Annotated in this window: 25 protein-coding genes; 16 read left to right on the forward strand and 9 right to left on the reverse strand. The window is 74.7% G+C overall.

The window, feature by feature from the left end; all coding sequences use genetic code 11:
- Window positions 1-8 precede the first annotated feature (8 nt).
- The 3 genes from ACFFHU_RS03075 to ACFFHU_RS03085 are packed head-to-tail and all read right to left on the reverse strand — an operon-like array spanning window position 9 to window position 6,727.
- Complete coding sequence (locus ACFFHU_RS03075) at window positions 9-683, reverse strand: response regulator (protein WP_377335410.1); 675 nt, start codon at window positions 681-683, stop codon at window positions 9-11.
- Window positions 680-2,233 (reverse strand): sensor histidine kinase, encoded by a 1,554-nt coding sequence (locus tag ACFFHU_RS03080; RefSeq protein ID WP_377335412.1) that lies wholly within the window; start codon window positions 2,231-2,233, stop codon window positions 680-682. The genes ACFFHU_RS03075 and ACFFHU_RS03080 overlap by 4 nt, the downstream gene beginning before the upstream one ends.
- Before the next feature lie 27 nt (window positions 2,234-2,260).
- On the reverse strand, window positions 2,261-6,727 hold the full coding sequence (locus tag ACFFHU_RS03085; protein ID WP_377335414.1) for a cation-translocating P-type ATPase: 4,467 nt from the start codon (window positions 6,725-6,727) through the stop codon (window positions 2,261-2,263).
- Between the two features lie 165 nt (window positions 6,728-6,892).
- Between ACFFHU_RS03085 and ACFFHU_RS03090 the strand changes: the two genes are divergently transcribed.
- On the forward strand, window positions 6,893-7,150 hold the full coding sequence (locus ACFFHU_RS03090; RefSeq protein WP_377335416.1) for a hypothetical protein: 258 nt from the start codon (window positions 6,893-6,895) through the stop codon (window positions 7,148-7,150).
- Between the two features lie 32 nt (window positions 7,151-7,182).
- On the opposite strand, the gene ACFFHU_RS03095 is transcribed toward ACFFHU_RS03090, so the two are convergent.
- Window positions 7,183-7,590, reverse strand: coding sequence for a DUF6069 family protein (locus tag ACFFHU_RS03095; RefSeq protein WP_377335418.1), 408 nt, complete (start codon window positions 7,588-7,590; stop codon window positions 7,183-7,185).
- Window positions 7,591-7,831: 241 nt separating this feature from the next.
- Here ACFFHU_RS03095 and ACFFHU_RS03100 point away from each other — a divergent pair, with 241 nt between their 5' ends.
- The 6 genes from ACFFHU_RS03100 to ACFFHU_RS03125 all read left to right on the forward strand — a co-directional run bounded on the left by ACFFHU_RS03100 (window position 7,832) and on the right by ACFFHU_RS03125 (window position 13,169).
- Entirely contained in the window at window positions 7,832-8,962 is a 1,131-nt protein-coding gene (locus ACFFHU_RS03100; protein WP_377335421.1) for a sensor histidine kinase, read from the forward strand.
- The gene (locus ACFFHU_RS03105; RefSeq protein ID WP_377335423.1) at window positions 8,959-9,624 is read left to right on the forward strand and encodes a response regulator; all 666 of its coding nucleotides are present in this window, start codon (window positions 8,959-8,961) and stop codon (window positions 9,622-9,624) included. The genes ACFFHU_RS03100 and ACFFHU_RS03105 overlap by 4 nt, the downstream gene beginning before the upstream one ends.
- Window positions 9,625-9,773: 149 nt before the next feature.
- Entirely contained in the window at window positions 9,774-11,234 is a 1,461-nt protein-coding gene (locus tag ACFFHU_RS03110; RefSeq protein ID WP_377335425.1) for an MFS transporter, read from the forward strand.
- 170 nt (window positions 11,235-11,404) lie between these two features.
- Window positions 11,405-12,223, forward strand: coding sequence for an SDR family oxidoreductase (locus tag ACFFHU_RS03115; RefSeq protein WP_377335427.1), 819 nt, complete (start codon window positions 11,405-11,407; stop codon window positions 12,221-12,223).
- Window positions 12,224-12,227: 4 nt separating this feature from the next.
- Window positions 12,228-12,422 carry a hypothetical protein gene (locus tag ACFFHU_RS03120; RefSeq protein ID WP_377335429.1) on the forward strand — a complete coding sequence of 65 codons (195 nt, stop codon included), beginning with the start codon at window positions 12,228-12,230 and terminating at the stop codon, window positions 12,420-12,422.
- Between the two features lie 204 nt (window positions 12,423-12,626).
- On the forward strand, window positions 12,627-13,169 hold the full coding sequence (locus ACFFHU_RS03125; protein ID WP_446686785.1) for a YbaK/EbsC family protein: 543 nt from the start codon (window positions 12,627-12,629) through the stop codon (window positions 13,167-13,169).
- A gap of 92 nt (window positions 13,170-13,261) precedes the next feature.
- Here the strand turns inward: ACFFHU_RS03125 and ACFFHU_RS03130 are convergent, their stop codons facing one another.
- The 3 genes from ACFFHU_RS03130 to ACFFHU_RS03140 all read right to left on the reverse strand — a co-directional run bounded on the left by ACFFHU_RS03130 (window position 13,262) and on the right by ACFFHU_RS03140 (window position 15,824).
- On the reverse strand, window positions 13,262-13,690 hold the full coding sequence (locus ACFFHU_RS03130) for a SufE family protein (protein WP_377336040.1): 429 nt from the start codon (window positions 13,688-13,690) through the stop codon (window positions 13,262-13,264).
- 14 nt (window positions 13,691-13,704) lie between these two features.
- Window positions 13,705-14,103, reverse strand: a complete 399-nt coding sequence (locus ACFFHU_RS03135; RefSeq protein ID WP_377335433.1) for a CBS domain-containing protein — start codon at window positions 14,101-14,103, stop codon at window positions 13,705-13,707.
- A gap of 101 nt (window positions 14,104-14,204) precedes the next feature.
- Complete coding sequence (locus ACFFHU_RS03140; protein WP_377335435.1) at window positions 14,205-15,824, reverse strand: His/Gly/Thr/Pro-type tRNA ligase C-terminal domain-containing protein; 1,620 nt, start codon at window positions 15,822-15,824, stop codon at window positions 14,205-14,207.
- A gap of 203 nt (window positions 15,825-16,027) precedes the next feature.
- Between ACFFHU_RS03140 and ACFFHU_RS03145 the strand changes: the two genes are divergently transcribed.
- The 4 genes from ACFFHU_RS03145 (at window position 16,028) to ACFFHU_RS03160 (ending at window position 20,332) form a co-directional block, all read left to right on the forward strand.
- On the forward strand, window positions 16,028-16,795 hold the full coding sequence (locus tag ACFFHU_RS03145) for an SGNH/GDSL hydrolase family protein (RefSeq protein ID WP_377335437.1): 768 nt from the start codon (window positions 16,028-16,030) through the stop codon (window positions 16,793-16,795).
- Window positions 16,796-16,881: 86 nt separating this feature from the next.
- Window positions 16,882-17,796 (forward strand): sulfurtransferase, encoded by a 915-nt coding sequence (locus ACFFHU_RS03150; protein WP_377335439.1) that lies wholly within the window; start codon window positions 16,882-16,884, stop codon window positions 17,794-17,796.
- A gap of 24 nt (window positions 17,797-17,820) precedes the next feature.
- Entirely contained in the window at window positions 17,821-18,441 is a 621-nt protein-coding gene (locus tag ACFFHU_RS03155) for a VanZ family protein (RefSeq protein ID WP_377335441.1), read from the forward strand.
- 253 nt (window positions 18,442-18,694) lie between these two features.
- Entirely contained in the window at window positions 18,695-20,332 is a 1,638-nt protein-coding gene (locus tag ACFFHU_RS03160; RefSeq protein WP_377335443.1) for an alpha/beta fold hydrolase, read from the forward strand.
- A gap of 52 nt (window positions 20,333-20,384) precedes the next feature.
- On the opposite strand, the gene ACFFHU_RS03165 is transcribed toward ACFFHU_RS03160, so the two are convergent.
- Window positions 20,385-20,846, reverse strand: a complete 462-nt coding sequence (locus tag ACFFHU_RS03165) for a DUF7144 family membrane protein (RefSeq protein WP_377335445.1) — start codon at window positions 20,844-20,846, stop codon at window positions 20,385-20,387.
- 125 nt (window positions 20,847-20,971) lie between these two features.
- Between ACFFHU_RS03165 and ACFFHU_RS03170 the strand changes: the two genes are divergently transcribed.
- The 3 genes from ACFFHU_RS03170 (at window position 20,972) to ACFFHU_RS03180 (ending at window position 24,099) form a co-directional block, all read left to right on the forward strand.
- Window positions 20,972-21,583, forward strand: a complete 612-nt coding sequence (locus tag ACFFHU_RS03170) for a TetR/AcrR family transcriptional regulator (protein WP_377335447.1) — start codon at window positions 20,972-20,974, stop codon at window positions 21,581-21,583.
- A gap of 63 nt (window positions 21,584-21,646) precedes the next feature.
- Window positions 21,647-23,014 carry an acetyl-CoA carboxylase biotin carboxylase subunit gene (locus ACFFHU_RS03175; protein WP_377335449.1) on the forward strand — a complete coding sequence of 456 codons (1,368 nt, stop codon included), beginning with the start codon at window positions 21,647-21,649 and terminating at the stop codon, window positions 23,012-23,014.
- A 170-nt stretch (window positions 23,015-23,184) separates the two neighbouring features.
- The gene (locus tag ACFFHU_RS03180) at window positions 23,185-24,099 is read left to right on the forward strand and encodes a hydroxymethylglutaryl-CoA lyase (RefSeq protein ID WP_377335451.1); all 915 of its coding nucleotides are present in this window, start codon (window positions 23,185-23,187) and stop codon (window positions 24,097-24,099) included.
- Window positions 24,100-24,188: 89 nt separating this feature from the next.
- Here ACFFHU_RS03180 and ACFFHU_RS03185 read toward each other — a convergent pair whose 3' ends face one another.
- Window positions 24,189-24,527: a rhodanese-like domain-containing protein gene (locus ACFFHU_RS03185; RefSeq protein WP_377335453.1), complete on the reverse strand. Its 339-nt coding sequence runs from the start codon at window positions 24,525-24,527 to the stop codon at window positions 24,189-24,191.
- Between the two features lie 34 nt (window positions 24,528-24,561).
- Here ACFFHU_RS03185 and ACFFHU_RS03190 point away from each other — a divergent pair, with 34 nt between their 5' ends.
- Together ACFFHU_RS03190 and ACFFHU_RS03195 are read left to right on the forward strand one after the other, a co-directional pair.
- Complete coding sequence (locus tag ACFFHU_RS03190) at window positions 24,562-25,203, forward strand: TetR/AcrR family transcriptional regulator (protein WP_377335455.1); 642 nt, start codon at window positions 24,562-24,564, stop codon at window positions 25,201-25,203.
- 118 nt (window positions 25,204-25,321) lie between these two features.
- Window positions 25,322-26,854: an acyl-CoA carboxylase subunit beta gene (locus tag ACFFHU_RS03195; protein WP_377335458.1), complete on the forward strand. Its 1,533-nt coding sequence runs from the start codon at window positions 25,322-25,324 to the stop codon at window positions 26,852-26,854.
- The last annotated feature ends 136 nt before the right edge of the window (window positions 26,855-26,990 follow it).

A 26,990-nucleotide genomic window follows, 5' to 3' on the forward strand; every position in this document is an offset into this window, starting at 1 on the left:
GGGGGAGATTAGGGGCTGGGCGCCGGGCGGATGAGGCCGCGTTCGTAGGCGAGGACCACGATCTGGACCCGGTCGCGGAGGTCGAGCTTGGTGAGGATCCGGCCGACGTGGGTCTTCACGGTTGTCTCGGCCACGAAGAGGCGCTGCCCGATCTCGGCGTTCGACAGGCCCTGGCCGACCAGCAGCAGCACCTCGCGCTCCCGCTCGGTGAGGGCGGCCAGCCCCTGGTCGTCGACGGTCCCCGTCGGCGGCACGAGCTGGTCGGCGAACCGGTCGAGCAGCCGCCGGGTGATCCGGGGCGCCACCACCGACTCGCCGGCCGCCACCACCTTGATGGCACTCAGCAGCTCCTCCGGCGGCACGTTCTTGAGCAGGAACCCGCTCGCCCCGGCCTGCAACGCCGCGAACGCGTCGGCATCCGTGTCGAACGTCGTGAGCACCAGCACCTTGGGGGCGTCCGGGCCGGTCGCGCAGAGCCGGCGGGTCGCCTCCACGCCGTCGAGCACCGGCATCCGGATGTCCATCACCACCACGTCGGCGGGGGTACGGGCGAGCAGCCGCAGCGCCTCGGCCCCGTCGCCCGCCTCGCCGACCACCTCGATGTCCGGCTGCGAGCCCAGCACCATCCGGAAGCCGGCCCGGACCAGCGGCTGGTCGTCCACGATCACCACCCGGATGTTCACCGGCCCGCCTCCACCCGCGCCGTACCGTCCGCCTCCGCCGCCTGCTCCGGCGCGCCACCGTCCCGCGCGACGCGGTCCGGGCCTTGGCGGTCCGGGCCTGAGCGGTCCGGGCCTGGGCGGTCCGACGCCGAGCGGCCCGGGCTTGGCAGGATCGCCGAGACCCGCCAACCACCGCCGAGCACCGGGCCCGCTTCGCAGGAGCCACCGTGTACGGCGACCCGCTCGCGCATGCCGACCAGGCCGTGCCCGCCCGATCGGCCCGGCGCGGCCGCGACCCGGCCGCCCCCGTCGTCGATCAACTCCATGCTGACCCCGCCGCCGGTGTACCCCAGCCGCAGGGTCACCCGCGCTCCCGGTCCGGCATGCCGGAGCACGTTGGTGAGCCCCTCCTGCACGAGGCGGTACAGCGTCAGCTCCAGCCCGGCCGGCAGGTCCGGCAGTTTGGCCGGCACCGGCTCGACATCGACCCGCAGGCCGGCCGAGCGGGCCCGGTCCAGCAGCGCGGGCAGCTCGACCAACCCCACCCGGCGCCGGACCGGCTCGTCCGCCGAGCCGCCGTGCGCCGAGCCGCCGTGCGCCGAGCCGCCGTCCGCCGCCGCGGTCCCCGCTCCGGCCGAGCCGCCGTCCAGTGCCGTTGCGGCCGCCGACGCGGCCGAGCCGCCGTCCGCCGCTCCGCCGGTCCCGACCCCACCGGCAGGGGAAATCGGCGGGCCGTCGTCCGGGCCGTCGACCGTGCCGCTCCCGCGCAGCACGCCGACCAGCCGGCGCATGTCCTCCAGCGCCTCCCGGCCGGTGGCGGCCACCTGCCGGATGGCGGTGCCGGCCAGCTCCGGGTCACGGGCCAACGCGAAGCTCGCGCCGTCGGCCTGGACGATCATCACCGACAGGCTGTGCGCCACCACGTCGTGCAGCTCCCGGGCGATGGCCGCCCGCTCATCCACGACAGCGAGCAGGGCCCGCTGGTCCCGCTCCCGCTCGGCCGTCAGCGCCCGCTCCTGCAGGCTCGCCATGAACAGCCGGCGGGTCCGGACCGTATAGCCCATCAGCCAGACCCCGGCACAGACCGCCGTGAGGAACAGCGACGTGTAGATCACCTGATTGGTGGTGCGCACGTGCCGGACCACCTCGATCACGATGCCGATCGCCGTCGGCACCGCGGCCACGAAGGCGTGCCAGCGGGGCACGGCGTACTTGACCACCGAATACATGGCGATCAGCACGGCCACGTCGAACGGCATCGGATCGTGGTTGGGCGAGAAGAGCAGCACCTGGAGCAGGGCCAGGGCGCTCACCACCACCATCACCGAGAGCGGGAAGCGCCGGCGCGGCAGCACGGCCAGCGCCATCGCGAAGCCGATGAGCTTCAGGCTGGACGCCTGGGTGATGCCCAACGACAGCAGCGCGAACAGCGCCACCATGGCGGCGACCATCAGGTCGAAGAACACCGACCGCCAAGACCCGCCGGGCTCGCCCATCACCCGGGACACCGGGCCGAGCCACCGCCGGCTGCGGACGGGGTACGGATCGGCGGCGCCGGCCTGCGCGGACATGCCGTCCAGCGTAGTCGTACCGGCCGGTCACTCCGGAGGCGTCGAGTCGGGCTGCGGCGGGTCGCCGTCCTCCGGGTCGCCCTGGGCCGGGCCGAGGCTGCCGATCCGGCGTACCAGGGTGCCGTTGGCCAGGGTGGCGCCCACGGCGCTGCCCGCGGCGATCGACCAGCCGACCGGGCCGAGCGGGGTGCAGCCGAAGAACTGGCTCAGCCCCGGCGTCTGCACGATGGCCGCGAGGGTGGCCACCGAGGCGGCCGTGGCGAGCAGCACGGGCGGGCTCGCCCCGCCGGCCAGAACCGTCTGACCGAGTTGGCTGCCCACCAGCGAGGCCAGCGCCACCGTGCTGGCCCGGCGCCGGGTGCCGGTGTACCGCGCGACCGTCCAGCCGGTGGTGGCGCCCAGCGTGGTGGCCACGGCGCGCAGGGCCAGCTCCCGGGTCAGCGTGCCGCCCAGGGACGTGTCGGGCCCCTCGGCCAGCAGGTCACCGTCGCCGGACGGCGGGCGTACCGCGATGGCCATCGCCGGCGCCAGGTCGGTGAGCAGGTTGACCAGCAGCAACTGCCGGCCGTTCAGCGCGGACCGGCCGGTGGTGGCCGCCGAAAGCACGCTGAAGGCGATCTCCCCGAGGTTGCCGCCGACCAGGATGCTGAGCGCGTGCCGTACCGAGGACCACATGGCCCGGCCCTCGACGAGGGTGGCGATGATCGTCTCCAGCCGGTCGTCGGTGACGACCAGGTCGGCGGCGGCCCGGGCGGCTGGGGTGCCGCGCTGGCCCAGCGCGATGCCCACGTCCGCCAGCCGGATCGCCGGCGCGTCGTTGGCGCCGTCCCCGGTCATCGCTACCGTGCGGCCGCGACCCTGCAACGCCTGGATGATCCGCACCTTGTGCGCCGGGGTGCACCGGGCCACCACGTCGATCCGCATGAGCCGGTCGGCGAGCGCCTCGTCGGCCAGGCCGTCCAGCTCGGCGGCCGTGCTGACCCGTTGCGGGTCGCCGCCCTCGCCGATGATCGCCGCGATGGCCTCGGCGGTGGCCGGATGGTCACCAGTGATCATGATCGTGTGTACGCCCGCGGCGCGGATTCGCCGGACCGCGGGCGCGGCGCTGGCCCGTACGCCGTCGGAGATGGCCAGGAAGCCCAGGAAGGTGAGCCCGTTGACGGCGTCGTCGTCGACGTGCCCGCCGGGTACGGGCCGTTCGGCCACCGCCAGGATCCGGTGGCCGGCCCCGGCCAGCCGGTCCAGCGCCCGCTCAAGAGCCCGGTGGTCCACCTCTTCCAGCCGCTCGGTCTGCCCGCCAAGCCGTCGGCGGCGGCAGCGCGGCAGGATCCGCTCGGGCGCGCCTTTCACGGTGAGCAGGAAGCCGTCGGCCCACTCGCCGACCGTGGCGTGGTAGCCGCGGGACGGCTCGAACGGCAGCGACCCGGTCGGGTTCCAGCCCGGGCAGGCGCTGTCCGGCCGCAACCCGGCATCCCGGGCGCCCGCCACCACCGCCCGGTCGGTGTGCTGGGACAGCTCCTCGATCGACCCCGCCGAGGGGGTGGCCCGGAGCGCGGCCGCGAGGACCGCCCGCAGCTCGTCGTCCAGCTCGCCGGTCGGCGCGTACCGGCTGCCGTCGCCGACCCCGGCGAGCCGCAACCGACCCTCGGTGAGGGTGCCGGTCTTGTCGAAGCAGAGCACGTCGACCCGGCCCAGCGCCTCGATGGTGCGCGGGTTGCGGACCAGCGCGCCGTGCTCGGCCAGCCGGCGGGCCGCGGCCAGCTGCGCGGCGCCTACCAGAAACGGCAGGCCCTCCGGCACCGAGGCCACGGCCAGGTTGGCGGCCGTGGCCGCCGACTCCGCCAGCGGTACGCCGTGCAGCAGGCCGGCCCCGCCCACCGAGATGGCCGCGCCGGCGGCCAGCGGGATGGCGGTCTTGGTGAGGCCGCCGAGCCGCTGCTCCACGCCCCCGCTCGGCGCCCCCGCGCGGGCCAGCGCCATCCCGCGGCCCACCTCGGTGTCCGAGCCGGTGGCCACCACCACGGCCCGGCCCCGCCCGGCGGCGATCGTGGTGCCCTCGTAGAGCATCGAATGCCGGTCGGCCACCGCGGCCGCGATGGTGGGCCGGTCGGTCTTGGCCACCGGCAGCGACTCGCCGGTCAGCGACGACTCGTCCGCCTCCAGCCCCTCGGCCTCGACGACCCGGCAGTCGGCCGGCACCGCGTCGCCGGGCCCCACCAGCACCACGTCGCCGGGCACCAGCTCGCCGGCCGGCAGCACCCGGTCCGTTCCGTCCCGCCGTACCGTGGCGGTGACCGCGGACCGGGAGAGCAGCTCCGCCAGGGAACGCTCGGTGCGGACCCGCTGCAGCGCGCCGACCAGGGCGGACAGGCTGATCACCCCGCCCACCAGGCCGGCGTCGACCGGTGAGCCGACCGCCGCCGACAGCGCCGCCCCACCGGCCAGCACCGGGGTGAGCGGATTGGACAGCTCCTCGACGAAGGCCCGACGCAGCCCCAGCGGACCCGATTGGTCCCCGTCGGCCGGCCGGGCCCGGCGCTGCGCCTCGGCCGTGCTCAGCCCCTCGGGGCCGGTCTCGAGCTGGCTCAGCACGGTCCGGACCGGCATGAGGTGCCAGGGCACCGCCGGGCGGAGCCGCTGGGCCGGCGCTTCGGGCAGCTGGCGGGCCCGCCACACCCCGTTGGCCAGCGACACCCCGGCGGCGATGTTGACCGAGTCCAGGGTGAGCGCCGGCAGCCTCCGGGGGGCGGCGGTGAGCGCCGCAAGCGCGCCGACCCCGGTACCGGCGCCGCTCAGCACGATGCTCTGCCGGGCCACCTGCCGGGCCAGCGCGGCCGCGTCCACCACCTGCACGGCCAGCCGCAGGTCCGTGCCGACCAGCAGGTGCGCGCCCCACGGCGGCCTTTCCTCCGGCCCCCACACCCCCAGCCCGCAGTCGGCCGCGCCCAGCGCCCGGCCGTTCCGGGACACCAGCATCACCATGGCGCCGTCCGCCTGGAGCCGGCGGACCGACTCCAGCAGCCGGTCCCCACCCGGTACGTGATCCTCGGCGGCCCGGTGGGCGTCGCCGGCGTACAGCACGCGCATTCCGGCCCGCCGGGCAGCCAGCGGGAGGTCCTCGGCGCCCGGCGCCGCTTCCGGCTCGACCCGCACGACCGCGGTCAGCCGCTGCCGCTGGGCCAGCCCGAGCACGGTAGCGCCGTCGGCGCCGAGCCGGCGCGCCTCCCGGACCCCCGTGCGGCCCCGCACGTCGAGGTGCGGAAGGGGCCCGAGCCGCCAGCCGTCCGCGTCGCGTACCTGCTCGAAGGCGGCCGCGTCGAACAGCTCGAACGTGCGGTCGGCCGCCACGTCGGCGTCCGCGCCGGGCAGCGGCACGAGGTCGGTGAGGGTGCCGCGCGGGGACCGCAGCACCTCCTCGTCCAGCAGCAGCGTGTCGATCCGGTCCAGCTCCCGCAGGACGCCGCGGTCCATGGCGATCACGCCGCGCTGGGCGAGCTTGCGGCCGAGGTACGCGGCGTAGCCCTCCCGGCCGGACGAGCCGGCCTTGGGCAGCGCGGACAGGCCCAGCGCGGCCGCCCGCTTGCGCCCGAGCAGCGGGAACGTGACGGCCGTGGCCGCGCCGCTGGCCGCGAGGATGCGGCCGGCGTACCGCTCGACGGGGCCGTCCGGCTTGGAGCGAGGCCGGTCGGCGGGGCACGGCGGCGCGGCCACCAGCTCGGGCGAGCCGGCCAGTCCCGGCTCCGCCCGGTTCCAGGCGGACAGCTGGGCGCGGGCCTCGCTCCACTGCAGGGCGCGCTGCGCGACGTCCAGGGCGGTGCCCGCCCAGCCTCCCGCGAGGCCCTGGGCGAGCGCCTCCACCAGCGGGAACACCGAATTCGCCCGGTCCGGCCGGCCGGTCGCCCGGCCGGCCACCTCGTGCAGCCGCGGATGCAGGTCGATCGCGTTGATCAGGCCCGCCAGCTCACCCGGCAGCGGGGTGAACGGCAGCACCCGGGTGGCCGCCGCGAGGCCCAGGCCGAAGGCGTCGGCCGCGATGGTGGACAGCGCCCGGCGGGTCCGCGGGCCCTCCTCGGGCGGGTGTGGCGGCGCGCAGTCGGTCTCCGGCACCAGCCCGTCCCGGCGCTCCACCCGGGCGATCGTGGCGAGCAGGTCGCGCATCCGCGGCTCCGGCGGCCGCACCGCGACCACCACCCGCCCGGACGGCCCGTTGACCCGGGCCCAGACCACCCCCGGCAGGGCTTCCAGGGCCGCCTCCACCTGCCGGGCCAGGCGCTCCCCGCCCGGCGCCGACACGCCGTGCACCTCGATGTGATGGCGGCCCGGGCGGGACCACACGCCCCGGCCGTTGACGCCCGCCGCGTGCGCCAGCCGGGACGCCGTGCTGGCGGCGCCGCGGGACGCCCCGACGAGCGCCTCCCGGGGCAGCCCGGCGAGCAGGGCCGGCAGTCGGGACGGTACGGACAGCCGCCCGGGAATGAGGCCGCGTGCCGTCATAGGTCCGCCATACCGCCTCCCGAGTGAACCGCGCAGAAGGCGGGGCATTCCCGACACTCGGCCGCTCATGCGTGGTCAAGTTGTCGGAATTGCCCACCGGCCGGCCGGCATGGACCGGGCGCGGGGTGGAATACGGCGGACGTCGTCAGGTCCTGGGGAGGAACGATGACCGCACTGATGGATCGACCCGCCTCGGCAGATGCCGTCCGGAGCTACAGCCGGGAGGTCGAGCTGCCGGTGTTCGGCAAGGTGGCCGTGCCGCCGCCGGACAAGATGGCCTACTACGCCGGGATCGGGGCGCTGGCCCTGCTCCAGGTGATCGAGTGGCCGATGGCCCTGGTGATCACCGCCGGCCACGTGCTGGCCGATCAGCACCTGTCCAAGCTGGCCAAGGGGGTGGGCGCCGCGATGGAGTCGGCCTGACGCTCCCGCCCGCGCCGGGCCGTCCGCCCCGGTCAGCGGGGGGTTGTGCGGCGCAGCAGGGGGATGAGGACGGCGGCCGCGACCAGGTGCAGGGCCGCCAGCGCCAGCTTCGCCGAGCCGCCCACGCCGGAGCCCAGCGGTCCGGCCAGGGACAGCGCCGCAACCGCGACGGCCACGCCGGTCCAGCTCGCCCGGGGACGCCGGGTGAACCGCTCCAGCCCGGCCAGCAGCGCCCAACCGGCCAGGCCGGCCAGCACGGCGGTGAGTACCACCGCGATCGCGCCGACCGACTGGGTGGACCCGCCGCTGCGGACCCGCAGCTCGACGAACGGGGCGGTGACGGCCCAGACCACCAGGGTGGCGGCCGCGGCGACGCCGACCGCCAGCAGCCGGGTACGCCAGGTCGCGGCGGTGCGGGCGGTGGTGGAGAGGGTGGACATGATGCGACCCCTTTCGATGGTGGGATGTCGGGCGCCGGTCCGGCCCCCCGTTCAGCCGCCGGACCGACCCCGGTGAGCCGCCGGACCGGCCCGGTCCGACATCGACAACGCTAGGTTTCGGGCCTGCCCTCCGGATCGGCGGCGCGAGCGGTTCGGATCTCCGCCCCCGGGCTGAGAGCCCGGCCGCATCTCCGTCGCGCGGCCGATGAGCCGGCCGGTGAAGCCCGCCTACCATCCGGGTGTGTCCTCCCCGCCCGCCCCGTGTTCGACCGACCGTCCACGCCGATCGGCGCTCCGGCTGATCGACGGCAGCTACGCGGCCCTGGTCTTCGGGGTGCTCGCCGCGCTGCTCGCCGTGGCGCCGCCGCACCCGTCCCACCTGGCCGCCGCCGCCCCCGCCCTCGGGTACGGTCTGGCCGCCGTGCAGGCCAGCACCCTGCTGTGGATCCGCCACCGCCCCGGTTACGCGCTCGCGGTGGCCGCGCTGGCGGGCGTCGGGCTGGAGGCGATGGGCCCGCAGCTGGGCTGGCTCGGCCTGGTGGCGGCGCCGCTCAGCTACCTGGCCCGGGTGCGGCCACCGCGGGTGTCGCTGGTCGCGCTCGCCCTGCTCGTGCTGCCCGTACCGTGGAAGCTCGTCACCGGTGGGTGGCGCGACCTGCTGCTCGCCGTGGTCGGCCTGGCCCTTGCCTGGACGCTGGGCGAGTTGCAGCGGAGCCGGTTCCAGCGCCGTGCCGCCGAGCGGGAGCGGATCGTCACCGAGGAACGGGAACGGATCGCCCGGGAGCTGCACGACGTGGTGGCCCACCACGTTTCCCTGATCGCCGTCCAGGCCGGTGCGGCCGAGGACGTCTTCGAGCTGCGCCCGGAGCGGGCCCGGGCCGCGCTCGGCACCATCCAGACCGCGGCCAGCTCGGCCCTGGCCGAGCTGCGCGCCATGCTCAACACGCTCGCCCCGGACCGGGACGGCGTGGCCGCCCCGCCGCAGCCCGGCCTGGATCAGCTCGACGCCCTCGCCGACACCGTACGGGCCGCCGGGCTGCAGATCCGGCTGACCCGCTCCGGCGCCGACCGGGGCCCGCTGCCCGGCGGGATCGAGCTGTCCGCGTACCGGATCGTGCAGGAGTCGCTGACCAACACCCTGCGGCACGGGCGGGCGACGCAGGCGGACGTCCGGGTCAGCTACCTCGACTCGGGGTTGGATCTCGAGGTGGTGGACGACGGCTCGGTGATCGGCTGGCCCGGCGCCGGCGGCGGGCACGGACTGGTGGGAATGCGCGAGCGGGCCCGGTCGCTGGGCGGCACCCTGGACGCCGGGCCGCTGCCCGGCGGCGGCTTCCGGGTCCGCGCGCACCTTCCGGTGGGGCAGCGGTGACCACAAAGGTGCTGCTCGCCGACGACCAGGATCTGGTACGCGCCGGACTGGAGATGATCGTCGACGCGCGGGACGACCTCACCGTGGTCGGCTCGGCGGCGGACGGCCTGGAGGCGGTGGCCCTGGCCGAGCGGTTCCGGCCGGACGTGGTGCTGATGGACGTCCGGATGCCCCGGCTGGACGGGATCGAGGCCACCCGGCGGCTGGTACGGGCCGGCAACCCGGCCCGGATCGTCATGCTCACCACCTTCGACCTGGACGAGCACGTCTTCGCGGCGCTGCGCGCGGGCGCCAGCGGCTTCCTGCTCAAGGACACCCGGCCGGCCGCGCTGGTCGAGGCGATCCGGACGGTGGCCCGCGGCGAGGCGTTGCTGGCGCCCACGGTGACCCGCCGGCTGCTGGACCGGTTCGCCGACCGGCTGCCGGGGCCGGCCGAGTCGCCCCGGGAGCTGACCGGGCTCACCCCGCGCGAGGTCGAGGTGCTCAGGCTGGTGGCGGAGGCGCTGTCCAACGCCGAGATCGCCCAGCGGTTGTACGTGAGCCAGGCGACCGTGAAGACCCACCTGTCGGCCATCCTCACGAAGCTCGGCCTGCGCGACCGGGTTCAGGCCGTGGTGTACGCGTACCAGGTGGGCCTGGTCCGGCCGCCTGCGGCCGGGTGACCAACGCCGCCCGGCCCCCGCGGCCGGGTGACCAACGCTGCCCCGCCGCCTGCGGCCGGGTGACGAACGCCGCATCCGATTGACCTGAACCCTGCTTGAGGTCGCAGGCTGGTGCGCATGCGGAATGACCACCGGCCCGGCGGCGCGGCGTGACGGCCACCGCGGTGCGGCACCCGGCTGCCGGCCCCGGGCTGTTCGCGCCCGGCCTGCGCGGTCTGACCATCGGGATGGTGGCGCTGGTGTCGCTGCTGGCCTTCGAGGCGCTGGCGGTGGCCACCGCGATGCCAACGGTGGCCCGCGACCTGGACGGGCTGTCCCTGTACGCGCTGGCCTTCGGCGGTCCGTTCGCCTCGGGCGTGCTGGCCATGGTTCTCGCGGGAAGCTGGTGCGACGCCCGCGGCCCGGTGGCGCCTACGGCGCACGGCGTGCTGTGGTTCGTGGCCGGCCTGCTGGTGGCCGGTACGGCGCCCTCGATGCCGGTGCTGGCGGCCGGCCGGATCGTCCAGGGCTTCGGCTCCGGAATGCTCTCGGTGGCGCTGTACGTGCTGGTCGGCCGGGCCTACCCGGAGGCGTTGCTGCGTCGGGTGTTCGCGGCCTTCGCCGGGGCCTGGGTGGTGCCGTCGCTGGTGGGCCCGGCCGTCGCCGGACTCACCGTGCAGTACCTCGGCTGGCGCTGGGTCTTCCTGGCCGTTCCGGTGCTGGCCGTACCGGCCGTGCTGCTGATCCGGCCGGCCCTGCGCACGTCGTCGCCCACCCCCGCCGGTCCCGACCGACCCGCCGGCACGGCCGTCGGTCCGGACCGCCCGGTCGGCGCTCGCGCCGGTGAGCGACGGTCTGTTCGCGGCCCTGGCTCGACCACCGCAGGCGCGCGCCGGCGGATCGGTTGGGCCGTGGGCGCCGCGACCGGCGCCGCGCTGCTGCACATCGGGGGTCAGCAGCGCGGCGCCACCGCGGTGGTGCTGCTGGCGGTGGCGGCCGGCGCGCTGCTGACCTGCGTACCCCGGTTGCTGCCCGCCGGGTTCGCGCGGGCCCGGCGGGGCCTGCCGGCGGTGATCGCGGTACGCGGCCTCACCGCGGCGGCGTTCGCCGGGTCCGAGGTGTTCCTGCCGCTGGTGTTGTCCCGGGAGCGCGGGCTGCCACCGGCCGGTGCGGGCCTCGCGCTGGCCGTCGGAGCGCTGAGCTGGTCGGCCGGGTCCGCGCTGCAGGGCCGGCTCGCCCGGCCGGGCGCCGGTCCGCGCACCGCGCTGCCCCGGCTCGGCCTGCTGTCCATGGTGATCGGGATCGGGACGGTGTCGCTGCTGCTGGTCGGCGTCCCCGTCCCGGTCGGCGTGCTCGGCTGGGGGCTGACCGGGTTCGGGATCGGCATCGTCTACCCGATCCTGTCGGCGCTCACCCTCACCCTGTCCGAGCGGGCCGACCAGGGACGCAACAGCGCCGCGTTGCAGCTGGCCGACTCGATCTTCTCGGCCACGGTGCTGGCGGTGGCCGGGGCGCTGCTGGCGGCGACCGCCGACCCGGGGCCGGCCACCTATCTCGCCGGGTTCGGCGTGACCGGCGCGGTGGCCGTGGCCGCGCTGCTGCTCGCCGGCCGCCTCCGGCCCGCCGCCTGACCGTGCTCCCGGCCCGGGCCCGCGTGGGCCGCGCCGTCTTCGCGTGGGCCGCACCGTTTTCGCGTGGGCCGCGATGTCTTCGGGTGGGCCGCGCCGTCTTCGCGCGGCGGGCAGTGAGTAGGTCACGTCCGGCGGCGGTGGCTCGTCCTGATGGGGTGGGAGGGGAACAGATGCTGATTCTGGTCACCGGTGCCACCGGCACCCTTGGTACGGCCGTGGTGCCCCGGCTGCTGGCGGACGGGCACCGGGTACGGGCGACGAGCCGGCGGCCGCGGTCGGGCGGCGAGGTCGAGTGGCGGGTGGCCGACCTGGCCGACGGCGCCGGCCTGGACACGGCGCTGGCCGGCGTGGCGGCCGTGGTGCACCTGGCCACGGGCGGCACGGGCGGTCGACGTACCGCCCGGGTCGATGTGGCCGGCACTCGCCGGCTGGTCGACGCGGCCGCGACCGCGGGCGTACGCCAGCTCAACTACGTGTCGATCGTGGGCATCGACCGGGTGCCGCTCGCCTACTACCGGCACAAGCTCGCGGCGGAACGGGTCGTCCGGGCCGGTGCGGTGCCGTGGAGCATCCTGCGGGCAACCCAGTTCCCGCAGCTGCTGGACGAGCTGCTGACCCGGTCGTCGCTGTTCGGCACGGTGGTCGGGGACCGGAACGTGCTGGCCCAGCCGGTGGACCCACGGGACGTGGCGGACCGGATCGCCGGCCTGGTGGCGGCCGGACCGACCGGACGGATCGAGGACTTCGCCGGTCCCGAGGTGATCCGCTTCTCCGATGCCGTTCGGGACTGGTCGGGAGCTCGCGGCCGGCGCGGCCGGCTGTTGCCGGTGCGGCTGCCCGGTCGGCTCGGCCGGGAGCTGCGGGCCGGCGGGCTGACCAACCCGGGCGCGGCCGCCGGCCGCCGGACCTGGCACGGCTACCTGGCTGACACGTACGGGGGATCCGGCGCCGGCTCACCGGGAACCGGTGCCCGGGCCGCTCTACGGTGACGCCATGGTCGCATTGGTGACGGCGGTGCTGCTCTACTCCGCCGGTTTCGTCTTCCTGTACGGGGTGATCCGGCTGGCGGTCCGGCACGGCATTCAGGACGTCAACCGGATCCGCCACGACGAGCTGCTGGCCGAACGGCGGGCCGAGCTGCAGGAGCGGACCTTCATCCAGGACAACGCGTACCTCGCGGGCGGCTGACCGCCGCGCGGCCCCGGCCGACCGGCGGCGCGCGACCGCGTGCCGGGGCGGGCCGGCGGCGCGACCGCGTGCCGGGGCGGGCCGGGGAGCGGGAGCGTGCCGGGGCGGGCCGGCGGCGCGACCGCGTGTCGGGGCGGGCCGGGGAGCGGGAGCGCGGCGGGCCGGGGAGCGGCGGGCCGGCCGCGGTGCGAGGATCGGCGCATGTTGGGCACCCTGAAGACAGAACCGGCGCTGGTCCGTACCGATCTGCTGGCGCCGCCGGTGGCGGAGTCGATCGCGGGCTGGTCCCCGGACGCGCCGATACGGGCGGACGACGTCCTGGTGGCGCCGATCGACGCCGAGTTGGCCGACACGGCCGCCTTCTGCGCGGCGTACGAGGTGGGCCTGGACGTGTCGGCGAACTGCGTGGTGGTGGCGGGCAAGCGCGAGGGACAGCTGCGGTACGCCGCCTGCGTGGTGCTGGCCACCACCCGGGCCGACGTGAACGGCACGGTCCGCCGGCTGCTGGACGTGCGCAAGGCGAGCTTCGCGCCGATGGACGACGCGGTCCGGCTGACCGGCATGGAGTACGGCGGGATCACCCCGATCGGCCTGCCGGTCGACTGGCCGGTGCTGGTCGACGCCAGGGTGGTGGCGGCGCCGCACGTGGTGATCGGTTCCGGGGTGCGGCACAGCAAGATCGTGCTGCCCGGTCCGGCCCTCGGGGTGCTGCCGAACGCGAGGGTGGTCGACGGCCTGGCGCGTTAAGAAGGGGCCCCTGCTATACAAAAAGCGATAACAAGGGGCCCTTCCTTGCACTGCAACGACAATCGTCGATGTTGTTGCACGTGAAACAGTGATCAGGCGAGCTGCTCGCGTACCTGCCGCTTGAGGCGGCCGAGGATCGCGGTGCCGCCGCGGATGCGCAGCGGGCTGATCGCCTGCGCGAGCCCCATCCGCTGATAGAGGTCGTCCGGGACGGTGAGCACCTCCTCGGCGCTCGCTCCGGCCAGGCCCTCGGCCAGGATCCCGGCGAACGCCCGGGTGGTCGGCGCCTCCGGCGGGCAGTCGAACCAGGTGGTCACGGTCCGGTCGGGGTTGACCTCGGCCCGCAGGAAGAACTGGGTCTGGCACTCGGGCACCTGTTCCATGCCGGTGCGGTCGGCGAGCGCCTCGGGCAGCGGCGGCACGGCGTCGGAGTATTCGAGCAGCATCTCCAGGACGACGTCCCGGGGGGCCGAGGCGAACTCCTCGACGATCTCGGCGAGCTTCGGTGGCATGCCGGCCAGGCTACTGCGGCCGGTCAGTTGTTCGACGGCTGCTCGCTGATCTCCTCCAGGGTCGCCGAGGCGTCCATCCGCATCGCGAGGTCGCCGAGGGAGACGATGCCCACCAGTTGCCGGTCGGCGTCGCAGACCAGGATCCGGCGTACGCCCCGATCGCGCATCAGGGCCGCGGCCTCGGTGGCCGTCGAGCTCTGCTCGATCATCACCACCTCGCGGGTGGCGATCGAGCCCAGCGAGGTGCTGGTCGGATCCTTGCGCTCGGCCACCGCCCGCACCACGATGTCGCGGTCGGTCACCATGCCGATGATCGACGAGCCCTCGGTCACCACCACGTCGCCGATGTCGGCGTCCTGCATCGCCTTGGCCGCCTCGTCCAGCGGGGTGTCCACGGAGAGGTAGACCACCTGCTTCGTCATCACTTCGCTCACCCGGTACACGCAGAACCTCCGATCACCGGCCGCTCCGCCGGACTCCGTACCCCCGTAGGGATTCTCCTTACCCGAAGGGCCGACGGATGTCACAGTTCATCGAGGGATACCTCGGTTCGTTCGTTTCCGGCCCGGTCCCGGACCTCCACGTACCCCTCGGTCAGCCGCCGCCCGACCACGATGGTGCGCGGAATGCCGATGAGGTCGGCGTCGGCGAACGCCACGCCCGCCGAGACGCCGCGGTCGTCCAGCAGCACCCGCTGACCGGCCCCGGCCAGCCGCGCGGCCAGCTCCGCGGCGGCCGCCGGCTGCGGACCACGACCCGCCGCCACCACGTGTACGTCACACGGCGCGGCCGCCGCGGGCCAGGCCAGACCGCGGTCGTCGTGGTGCTGCTCGGCGATGGCCGCGACCAGCCGGGACACCCCGATCCCGTACCCGCCGAGGACCGGCCGCACCGGCCCGGTGGGGCCGGCCACCTCCACGTCGAGCGCGTCGCTGATCCGCCGCCCGAGCTCGGCCAGATGGCCCAGCTCGATGCCGCGGCGCAGCTCCAGCCGCCCACCCCGGCAGGCGGGGCACGGATCGCCGGACCGCACGTCGGCCGCCTCGATGGCGCCGTCCGGGTAGAAGTCCCGGCCGCAGACCACGTTGGCGGCGTGCCGGCCCGGCTCGTTCGCTCCGGTGAGCCAGGCCGAGCCCGGCGCCACCCGCGGGTCGACCAGGTACCGGATGCCGAGCTTGGCCAGCACCTGCGGCCCGAGGTAGCCGCGGACCAGGTCGGGCTGGCTCGCGAAGTCGTCGAACAGCTCCACCGACACCGGGTGCAGCGCCGCGGCCACCCGGCGCAGGTCGACCTCGCGGTCGCCCGGCACGCCCACCACGAGCAGCTCCGGCTCGGCCCCGGGCCGGCGGGCGGTCAGCACCACGTTCTTCAGGGTGTCGGCGGCGGCCCAGTCGGCCCGGCCGGCCAACCGGCCGGCGTTGGCGGCCTCGACCAGCGCCGCGATCGTGGGGGTGTCCGGGGTGTCGTGCACGGTGAGGGCGGGCTGCCGCGCCGGGTCCACGGGCCGGGGCGCCGGGGTGGTCACCGCGGGGGTGCTGGCCGCGTAGTGGCACTGCGAGCAGCGGACGAAGGCGTCCTCGCCGGCCGGCACGGGCGCCAGGAACACCTCGGCGGTCGTCCCGCCGGGGGCCGCGGCCAGGCACTCGTACGCCAGCCCCAGCCGGTCGAAGATCCGCTGGTACGCCGCGCGCACCCGGTGGTACGCGGCGCGGGCCGCAGCCGGTTCCAGATCGACCGTGTACGCGTCGGCCACCTGAAACTCACGCGACCGCAGCAGCCCGGCCCGGGGCCGGGTGTCGTCCCGGAAGCCGGTCCGGATCCCGAACAGCAGCAGCGGGAGGCTGCGGTACGCCGGGCCGACGTCCCGGACCAGCGTGGCCGCCAGTTCCGCGGTGCCCGGGTCGAGCGGTGTCCCGTTGGTGGGAAAGAGCAGCTCCTGGCCGCCGGCCGCCGAGAGTTCGGCCCGGACCACCTCGGTGACCCGGTCCAGCACCAGCTTGCCCAGCGGCAGCCAGGCGTAGCCCCCGGGCGTGACCCGCCGGACGTACCCGGCCCGGACCAGCAGGCGGTGGCTGGCCGCGTCCGCGTCGGCCGGGTCCTCGCGCAGGGTGCGCAGGAACAGCGTGGACATTCGCAACAGCACTCCGGCAGCGTGCCACGCCGCCCGCCCCCCGTCGATGCAAACCCCACCCCTCCCGCCCCCACCCGCCCCGCCCCCACCCGGTTGGGCCCGGGGTGGGTGGGGTCCGGGTCACGTTGGGGGGTGGGGTGGGTCAGGTGGGCCGATCGGGGTGCCAGACTGCGGTGCGGATCAGCGTGGGCGGGTCGATCGGCTTGGGAGGCGTGATGCGCTGGCGCAGCTTTGTCGCGGTCGGGGACAGCTTCACCGAGGGGATGGACGACCCGTACCCGGACGGCACATACCGCGGCTGGGCCGACCTGGTCGCCACCCGGTTGGCCGCCGAGGCCGGTCCCGAGTTCGGGTACGCCAACCTGGCCATCCGCGGCCGGCTGTTCCCGAACATCGTGGCCGAGCAGGTCCCGGCCGCGCTGGCCATGCGGCCCGACCTGATCAGCTTCGCCGCCGGCGGCAACGACGTGCTGCGCCGCGGCTTCGACGCGGGGACGCTGGTGGCCCGATTCGACCAGGTCATCGCCGAGCTGCGGGCCAGCGGGGCCGACGTGCTCATCTTCCGATTCGCCGACGTGATGGCCCGGCTGCCCGGGCAGCGGATCGTGGCCCCCCGGGTGTCGATCCTCAACCGGGCGGTGGGCGAGACCGCCGAGCGGCATGGCGCGATCATGGTTGACCTGTTCGCGGACGACGAGTTCCACAACCCGCTGCTGTGGGGGGTCGACCGGCTGCACCTCTCGGAAGCCGGGCACCGGCGAGTGGCCGGGCACGTGCTGACGGCGCTGGGCGTCGAGTCGGATCCGGAGTGGCTGCTGGTGCCCCCGCGCCCGGCGCCGACCCCGTGGCTGGCCGCGCGCGGCGCCGACCTGCGCTGGGCCGGCCAGCACCTGGCCCCATGGATCAGGCGCCGGCTCACCGGCCAGTCCTCCGGGGACACCATCTCCGCCAAGCGCCCCCGCCTGGGCCCGCTGGCCGAGTGAAAGGAAGGGCCCCTTCTTATCGTCTTTCGTATTGCAGGGGCCCCCTATTAACGGGCCGGTCGGCCGCGGCGGCGTACGTTGGGGTCATGCCAGTGCCGAACGATCCCAGTCCCGCTCTCCAGTCGTACGCCGATCCGGGCCGCCTGGTGACCACCGAGTGGCTCGCCGCGAACCTCGGCACGGACGGCCTCGTGGTGGTCGAGTCCGATGAGGATGTGCTGCTGTACGAGTCCGGCCACCTCCCGGGCGCCGTCAAGGTCGACTGGCACACCGAGCTGAACGACCAGGTGACCCGCGACTACCTGGACGCCGACGCGTTCGCCGAGCTTTGCGCCCGCAAGGGCATCGGCCGGGACGACACGGTGGTCTTCTACGGCGACAACTTCAACTGGTGGGCCGCGTACGCCCTCTGGGTGTTCACCCTGTTCGGCCACCCGGACGTGCGATTGCTCGATGGCGGCCGGCAGAAGTGGATCGCCGAGGGGCGCGAGCTGACCCGGGAGAAGACCGACCGGCCGGCCGCGGACTATCCGGTGCCGACCCGGAACGACGCGCCGATCCGCGCCTACCGGGACCAGGTCCTGGCGCACATCGCCGCGGGTCGCCCGCTGGTGGACGTGCGGTCGCCGGGCGAGTACACCGGCGAGATGCTGCACATGCCGGACTACCCCCAGGAGGGCGCGCTGCGCGGCGGGCACATCCCGGGGGCGGTCAACAAGCCGTGGAAGTCGGCGGCCAACGACGACGGCACCTTCAAGCGGCCCGAGGAGCTGCGCGCGATCTACGCCGACCAGCTCGGGCTGGCGCCGGCGGACGACGTGATCGCCTACTGCCGGATCGGCGAGCGGTCCAGCCACACCTGGTTCGTGCTGCACCACCTGCTCGGCTACCCGCAGGTGCGCAACTACGACGGCTCGTGGACCGAGTGGGGGAACCTGGTACGCACCCCGATCGTCCGCGGCGACCAGCCCGGCGGCCTCACTCCGCCCCGCTCCGCCTGACCGCCGCCCGGTTAGCCTGCCGGCGTGGGGTGGGTCTGGGCCGGGGCTGTGGTTGTCTCGATCCTCGGCGTGCTCGGCGCCGGACTCGCGGCGGCCGCCGGGTACCGGCTGCGCCGCCGGTGCGGGATGCCCGCCGGGACGGCCCGGCGGTTCTCGGCGGCCGAGTTCGGGATGGTGGCCGGCACCCTGCCGTGGCTGTGGCTCACCCTCACCCCACGCCCGCACGCGCGCCTGGTCCACCTCATCCCGCTGAGCGACCTGGTCGACCAGGTCCGCACCATGCCGGCCGGCTGGGTGGCCGAGCAGGCCGTCGGCAACCTGCTGGTCTTCGCCGCGCTGGGGTTCTGCGCCCCGATCCGGTACGCCGCGCTGGCCCGGTTCGGCCGGATCCTGCTGCTGGGCGCCGCGGCCTCCGCCGTGATCGAGATCCTCCAGTACGCCCTGGACATCGGTCGGGTCAGCTCGGTCGACGACGTCCTGCTGAACGCGTCCGGGGCGGCGCTGGCGGGCCTGCTCTCCCGGCGCTGGTGGGCCACCCGGCCCGGTGAATCCGGCCGCACCGGTGGCGCGGGTCGCGCCGGGTCACCCCCGGCCCCGGCGGTCGTACCCGGGCCGGGTAGCCGGACCACCCCGCCGGATCGGTGAACCGCGCATGCCCGGATCGCTGCCCGCCGGGCAGTCGCCGCCGCTGGCCATCTCGGTGAACCCCGTCTGGGGGAGCCGGGGAACCGCGGTCCGGCGGCTATCAGGCGGATCTGCCAGCGCGGCGATTTGTCGCTTTTGCTGCGCACCTGTTCCCGGTCCGGAACAGTCGATTCCGGACCAGTCGGGTCGGTGACCCGGTCCCCGGCACGTCCTGCCCGGGCCGGGCCGCCAAGAGCCGCGACCGAGGAGGTGGGTGCCGGTGCCGCGTGGCCGGTTCATCGGGCTGCTCGCCCTCGCCACGGTCCTCCCGACGCTGGAGGGGGCGGTGTTCAACGCCCTGGATTTCCGGAGTGCCGAGGGACTCGCGCCGCAGTCGTCCGCGCTCTGGCCGTACGACAGCTACCACGACCTGCGCTGGCTGCTCGTTTACCACAACTCCTGGCAGACCTTCCTGCTCGGGTTTGCCGGGATGGTGATCCTGCGTGGGCTGATCTCGGCCGGCCTGGTCCGGCTGGCCTGGCCCGGCTCCACCCCCTGCCCGGCGTTCCGGCGATTGCTGGGGCGCAACCTCGCGGTGGCCGCGGGGACCGCGGTGATCATCTCGCCGCTCGCCGCGCTCGCGGTGGCGGCCTCGGTGGTCTCGCTGTCCTGGTTCGTCTTCGCCTCGGTCCTGCCGATGCTGCTGCTTTCCCCCTTCCTCCAGCGCATCGGGGTGGGCGCCGGCTGGTGGCGCGGGTTGCCCTCGGCCGCCCTGGTCGGCTGGTCGCTGCTCGACTTCGTGGTGATCACCGTGGCCGGCGCGCTCGTGTGGCGGGCGCCCGACTACTGGACCCTGGTCGTAGCGGCCGCCTGTGGGATCGGCAACGGGCTGCTCTGGAAGCAGACCGTTCGCGCGGCCGTGAATCCGGCGCACGTGCACTGGCGCCGGGTGCCGGTGGCGCCGATGGCCATCGTGCTCGCGCTGCTCATCCCGCTGCTGGTGCAGTCGATGACCGTGGTGGGCGCGCCGTCGCGGAACAACTTCCGGCCGCCGGTGCTGACCCATCCGCTGCCGGCAACGGTCCCGTACGCGGTGCTCGTGCTGGCCGGCCACAACTCGACGTACGACGGGCAACCCGCGCTCGACCCGGCGGTGCGGCAGTTCTCCTACGCCGGGCTGGACCCGGACGGCCGGGCCCGGCCGTACAGCCTCCGGGACACCCACCGGTCGCTGGATTCGAGCGCGGCCCTGCTCGCGACCCAGGTCAACGACCTGAACCGGCGGACCGGCCGGCCGGTGGCGTTGATGGCCGAGAGCGAGGGCGCCATGGTCTCCGTGACCTACCTGCGGGACACGCCCGGCTCGCCGGTCAAGGCGCTGCTGATGTTCAGCCCGCTGGTCCGGACCGGGCGCGCCTACTATCCGCCGCCGTCGGCGAGCAGCGGCTGGGGGCTGGTCGCCGGCTGGGAGCTGCGCGGGATCTTCGGCGCGGTGAACCTGATGACCGGCGGGCACGACAGCGCCGACGAGCCGTTCGTCCGGTCGTTGCTGGAGAACGCGCCGTTCTACCGGTACCAGACGCTCTGCCCGGTCCCGGGCGTCCGGGTGGTCGCGTTCCTCCCCACGGTGAGCGCGGCCGAGACGCCGCCCGGGCCGTACACGAACATTCCCACCTTCGTCACGCCGGGCCTGCACGGCGGCCTGCTCGGTCGGCCGGCAATCCACGACCGGGCCGACGACTTCCTCGCCGGGGCCAAGGTGGCGGCGCCGCGCGGCGAGTACGGGATCATCCAGGTGCTCGCCGGCGCCTGGCAGGCGCCGTCGCTGGCCATCACCGTCAACCCGGTCTGGCGACCCCAGGTGTCGCCCGGTCCGCCGTTCAGCGCCAAGCGGATCTGCGCGGGCCGCTGAGCGGTCCGCGGCCTCAGCGGTCCGCGGCCTCAGGCGTCAGCGGTCTGCGGCGTCACCGGCCGGCGGGCGGCGGGTGGGCCGCGGTCGGCGGGTGGGCCGCGCCGTCCCGCATGTGCCGGTTCAGCAACAGGATGGCCGCGACGTCCAGCCCGATGACCATCGGGCTCAGCAGCGGCTGGTACGGCAGCACCAGCAGGTTGATCCCGATGCTCCCGGCCGCGGCTGCGATGGCCAGCACCGAGGTCCAGTGCCGGTCGGCGGCGGCCGCGAGGCCGAACAGGGCGGCGGCCGCCCCGACGGCCAGGTGCACCCAGGCCCAGCCGGTGATGTCGAGGTGGTACGTCCCGCTCGGGCCCACGTCGAAGTACGGGTCCACCGGGATGGTGACGACGCCGGCCAGAACGTCGATCAGCCCCGCGCCGCCGAGCAGCCCGCCGGCCACCAGCACCCGGCGCCGCCGGCCGTCGGGCGGGGCCGGGCTGACCGGCGGGCACGCGGGGGGCGGCTCGGACATAACCCCAGGTTAGGAGGGGTACGCCGGCGTTGTCCGACGGACGGCGACGCCGGTGTGGCCGGGTGTCGGACACCGGTCGACCGCCGATGGAAGGCGGTGGATCGACGTGTGGTTAGGCTAGCGTCGTGACGGTGGACCAACAGGCGGGAAGCGCGGCCACGACCGCGCCCCGGCGCCGCTCGCGGCGCGAGGAGATCCTGGCAATCGCGGTCGATTTGTTCGCGACCCGCGGCTATCACGGAGTCTCGATGGACGACATCGGGTCGGCCGCCGGAGTGACCGGGCCGGCCCTCTACCACCACTTCGCCGGCAAGGAGGCGATGCTGGCCGCGGCGCTCGCGCCGGTGAGCGACGGTCTGCTCGCGGGCGGTCGGGAACGGGTGGCCGTGCATTCCGACGACCCGCGGGCCGCGCTGGAATCCTTGATCGACTTCCATGTCGACTTCGCGCTGGCCAATCCCGCGGTGATCGCGCTGCATCTGCACGAGCTCGACCGGCTGCCCGAGGAGCCCCGCCGGCGGATCCGCCGGCTGCAGCGGCTCTATGTGGAGGAGTGGGTGGCGGTGCTCACCGCGGTCCGGCGGCTGCTGCCGGCGGAGGCGCGGGTGCTGGCGCACGCGGCGTTCGGTCTGATGAACTCCACCCCGTTCCTGGGCGGCGAGGTGGACCGTTCCCGCCGGGCCGCGCTGCTGCGCGCCGCCACCCTCGCGGCGCTGGTGGGGGACCCGGCCTGCTGACCGGTGGGCCCGGCATGGTGTCCTAGCACCCGCCACGACCGCAGCACCGGGGAGGAAACCAGAATGATCGAGTCGTTGCTCGTCGCGAACCGGGGCGAGATCGCCCGCCGGATCATCCGTACCGCCAAGCGGCTCGGGATCCGGACCGTGGCGGTGCACTCGGAGGCGGACACCGACCTGCCGTTCGTGGCCGAGGCCGACGAGGCGGTCTGCGTGGGGCCGGCCAACCCGGCGCAGAGCTACCGCAACGTCGAGGCCATCCTCGCCGCGGCCAAGTCCACCGGCGTGCAGGCCGTCCACCCCGGGTACGGCTTCCTGTCGGAGAACGCCGAGTTCGCCCGCGCGGTGGAGGCGGCCGGGCTGATCTGGGTCGGCCCGTCCGCCGAGGCGATCGACGCGATGGGCGACAAGATCAACGCGCGGAAGCTGATGGCCGCGGCCGGCGTACCGGTGGCGCCCGGGACCACCGACCCGGCCGCCGACGCCGACGCGGCGGTGGCCGCCGCCGCGGAGATCGGCTACCCGGTCATGGTCAAGGCCGCCGCGGGCGGCGGCGGCATGGGCATGGGAGTGGCGGCCGACGAGATCGCGCTGCGCACCGAGTACGACAAGGTGCACGCCTTCGCCGAGCGGATGTTCGGGGACGGCTCGGTGCTGATCGAGCGCTACTTCCCCCGGGTACGCCACGTCGAGGTGCAGATCCTGGGCCTGGCCGACGGCCGGGTGGTGGCGCTCGGCGAGCGCGAGTGCTCGGTGCAGCGGCGCAACCAGAAGCTGGTCGAGGAGTCGCCGTCCCCGGCCGTGTCGCCCGAGCTGCGCGAACGGTTCCTGGCCGCAGCGGTACGCGCCGGCGAGGCGGTGGGTTACCGCAACGCCGGAACGGTGGAATGCCTGTTGGTCCCGCGCGAGCGGGACGCAGCCGGCTCAGTCCCGGCGTCCGACGAGTTCTTCTTCCTGGAGATGAACACCCGCCTCCAGGTTGAGCACCCGGTGACCGAGTACGTCTACGGCGTCGACCTGGTCGAGGAGCAGCTGCGGGTGGCCGCCGGCCTCGCGCCGACCTTCGACCCGGACGCGCTGTCCCCGCGCGGGCACGCCATCGAGCTGCGGATCAACGCCGAGGACCCGAAGCGGTTCCTGCCCGGGCCGGGCGCCATCAGGACCTGGGTGGAGCCGACTGGCGAGGGCGTCCGCGTCGACTCGGGCTACACCGAGGGCAACACGGTGACCCCGTTCTACGACTCGCTGATGGCCAAGCTCATCGTTTCCGGCGCCGACCGGGCCGAGGCCATCGAGCGGGCCCGGGCCGCGGTGGCCGCGTTCGAGGTGGCCGGCCCGAAGTGCAACCTGCCCTTCTTCGCCGAGCTGCTGGACAACCCGGAGTTCGTCTCCGGCGAGTACGACACCGCCCTCGTCTCCCGCATGCGCTAGACCCCACCGCCGCGCCCGACCGTCCCTAGCGGTTGATCACGAAGTTAGCGGGTTCTGGCGCCCGATATGTCCCCGCCAACTTCATGATCAACCCGGGTGGTGAGGGACAGGGCCGCGGGGTGGCAAGCTTGGGGCGTACGCCCGAATGACCGTCACAGTGAGGTGACCAGATGAGCGAGCTGCCGCAGTCGGTGTCGATCCGTGAGGTGGGCCCGCGGGACGGGCTGCAGAACGAGGACCCGGTGCCGACGGACGCCAAGGTCCGGCTGCTCGACGCGCTGTCCGGCACCGGCGTACGGCGGATCGAGGCGGTCTCGTTCGTCCACCCGAAGGCCATCCCGCAGATGGCGGACGCCGACGAGGTGTGGCAGCGGGCCGCCCGCAACCCCGACGTGCGCTATTCGGCGCTGGTGCCGAACAGCCGGGGCGCGCAGCGGGCGCTGGCGGCCGGGTTCACCGAGATCGAGGTGGTGGTGTCGGCCAGCGACACGCACAACCGGCGCAACGTGAACCGGTCCACCGAGGAGTCGCTGGACGACATCGCCGGGCTGATCGAGCTGCTGCACGCTGGCGGCGCGACCGCCGAGGTCATCGTGGCCACCAGCTTCGGCTGCCCGTACGAGGGGGACATCGACCCGAAGCGGGTGGCCGGCATCGTGGACCGGGTGGTCGCGGACGGCGCCGACCGCGTGGCGTTCGGCGACACCACCGGGATGGGTACGCCGCGCCGGGTCCGCGAGCTGGTGACCGCGGTACGGGACCGGCAGCCGGACGTGCCGGTGCTGCTGCACTTCCACAACACCCGCGGTACGGCGCTGGCCAACCTGCTGACGGCGCTGGAGCTGGGGGTGACCGAGTTCGACGCCAGCGTGGGCGGCCTCGGCGGCTGCCCGTACGCCCCGGGCGCGAGCGGCAACGTGGCCACCGAGGAGGTCGTGCACATGCTGCACGACATGGGCATCGACACCGGCGTCGACCTGGATGCGCTGCTCGGGGCGGCCGCGCTGGCCGAGAAGCTGGTCGGCCGGGAGCTGCCGTCCGGGGTGCTGCGCGCCGGTCCGCGTACCCGGCTCACGCCCGCCTGACCCGACCCGGGGTGCGTGTCCCGCACGCACCCCGGGTCGCGGCGCCGGGGTGCGGGTGCGGGTTCCGCACACACCCCCCGGATCGCGGCTCAGCGGGCCAGGGCGCCCGCCTCGGTGGGAAGGCCGGCGGCCACCCAGTCCTCGATGCCCTCGGCGTACTTGCGCACGTTGGTGTAACCGAGCGCGGTCAGGCGATCGGCCACCCGGCCGCTGTTGGGGCAGGCCGGGTTGGAGCAGTAGGTGACGACGGCGGCGTCCCGGTCCGGCAGCAGCTCGGCGGCGCGGTCGGCCACCTCGGCCTCCACCAGCGGTACGGCGCCCGGCAGGTGCTGCCGGGCGTAGTACTCGCCGCCGAGGGCGTCGACGACGGTCACCGTGCCGGCGTCGATGGCGGAACGCAGCTCGTCGCGGGTGATGCGTGCGGTCATGGCGACCTCCAGATAATTGGACTATGGTCCGGTTATGCCTCCGAACGTTAGCGGACCGCAGTCCGCTTGCGCCACCCCTCCGGCCGAACTGCTGGAGTTGCGTGCGACACCGCCACGCGAGCGGGCCGACGCGGCGCGCAACCGGGTCGCCGTGCTGGAGGCCGCGGCGGTGTTGTTCCGGGAGCGCGGGGTCGACGGCGTCTCGATGGACGCCGTCGCGGCGGCGGCCGGGGTGGGCAAGGGAACTCTTTTCCGGCGCTTCGGGGACCGGGCGGGTCTGGCGACCGCCCTGCTCGACGAGCAGGAACGCGGCCTGCAGGAGGCGATCCTGTTCGGCCCCGCGCCGCTCGGGCCTGGCGCCGCCGGGCAGTCCCCGCCGGCAGGGGACCGGCTACGCGCCTTCCTCGACGCGTACCTCGACTATCTGCTCGCCCACCTCGACCTGGTCCGGGTGTCCGAGACGGCCACTTCGGGCGCTCGCTACCGGATCGGGGCGTACCGGTTCTGGCACCGGCATGTGAGCCTGCTCCTCGCCGGCCGCCCGGATCCGGCCGCCGCCGCGCACACGCTGCTCGCGGCCCTCGGCGCCGAGCACGTCACCGCGGTCCGCGCCGAGATCGGCGCCGAGCGGTTGCGGACGGCCACCCGTCAACTGGCCGACGCCCTGCTGCCATGATGCCGGTTGCGCCTCGGGTGGCGGATGCGCGACTGACGACGAGCCTCCGGTCCCCGAGATTTGCCGGGATGCGCTACCCTAACGATCGTTCAGGTCGGTGGGTTGGTGAGGAGTCGGCGTGACGCTCGACGGCGAGGCGCTGGAGCAGTTGCGGAAGCGGGCCCGGGCGGGCGGCGCGGAGAAGTACCACGCGGCGAACGCCGGGAAGGGCAAGCTCTTCGCCCGGGAACGGGTCGCGCTGCTGGTTGACGAGGGTTCGTTCGTGGAGGACGGCCTCTATGCCAACGCGATGGCCGAGGGGCTGCCCGCGGACGGCGTGGTCACCGGGCAGGCCACCATCGACGGACGGCCGGTCTGCCTCATGGCCAACGACTCCACGGTCAAGGCCGGCAGCTGGGGCGCGCGTACGGTCGAAAAGATCATCCGGATCATCGAGCGGGCCTACGCGCTCGGCCAGCCGATGGTCTACCTGGTCGACTCCGCCGGGGCCCGGATCACCGACCAGGTCGACCTGTTCCCCGGCCGGCGTGGCGCCGGCAAGATCTTCTGGAACCAGGTACGCGCTTCCGGGTCGATCCCGCAGGTGTGCGCCCTGTTCGGGCCGAGCGCGGCGGGCGGGGCGTACATTCCGGCGTTCTGCGACGTGGTGGCCATGGTCGACGGCAACGCGAGCATGTACCTCGGCTCGGACCGCATGGTGGAGATGGTCACCGGCGAGAAGACCACCCTCGAGGCGATGGGCGGGGCCCGGGTGCACTGCGCCGAGTCCGGCGTCGGACACTTCCTCTGCAAGACCGAGGCCGACGCGCTGGACGTCGTCCGCACGTACCTGTCCTACCTGCCGGCCAACTGGACGCAGCCGCCGCCGGCCGCGCCGGCCGTCGAGGCCCCGGCCAAGGCCGACCTGGCCGCGCTGGTGCCGGCCAGCGAGCGGCAGGCCTTCGACATGCGCCGGTACGTCAAGGGCCTGCTCGACGACGGCTCCTTCCTGGAGATCCAGGCGCTCTGGGCCAAGGAGCTGACCATCGGGTTCGGCCGGCTGAACGGCGAGGTTGTCGGCGTGGTCGGCAACAACTCGATGTTCAAGGGCGGCGTGCTCTTCGTCGACTCGGCCGACAAGGCCACCCGGTTCGTCCAGCTGTGCGACGCGTTCAACGTGCCGCTGCTGTTCCTGTCCGACGTACCCGGGTTCATGGTCGGCACGGCCGTGGAGAAGCAGGGCATCATCCGGCACGGCGCCAAGATGATCACCGCGATCTCCGAGGCCACCGTGCCGAAGATCTGCGTCGTGGTCCGCAAGGCGTACGGGGCCGGGCTCTACGCGATGGCCGGCCCGGGCTTCGAGCCGGACGCCACGATCGCGCTGCCCACCGCCAAGATCGCGGTGATGGGCGCCGAGGCGGCCGTCAACGCGGTGTACGCCAACAAGATCGCCGCGATCGCCGACGAGGACGAGCGGGCGGCGTTCGTGGCCGAGCGCCGGGCCGCGTACGAGCGGGACATCGACATCGTCCGGCTGGCCAGCGAGCTGGTGATCGACGCGATCGTCGAGCCGCACGAGCTGCGTCCGGAGCTGATCCGGCGGTTCGCCGCGGCGCGCGGCAAGGAACGGCACTTCTCCCGGCGCCGGCACGGCGTCACCCCGGTCTAGGCGCCGTCACCGGGTCCAGACGCCGTCCACCAGGGCTCGGGCGCCGTCGAGCAAGGTAAGCGCACCGTCACCCGGTGCGGGACAGCATCGTCAACCCGCCCGGCCGCCACGAGCGGTCGGACCGGTCATCCCCAGG

The sequence above is a fragment of the Plantactinospora siamensis genome (assembly GCF_042434095.1).
GTDB lineage: Bacteria > Actinomycetota > Actinomycetes > Mycobacteriales > Micromonosporaceae > KBS50.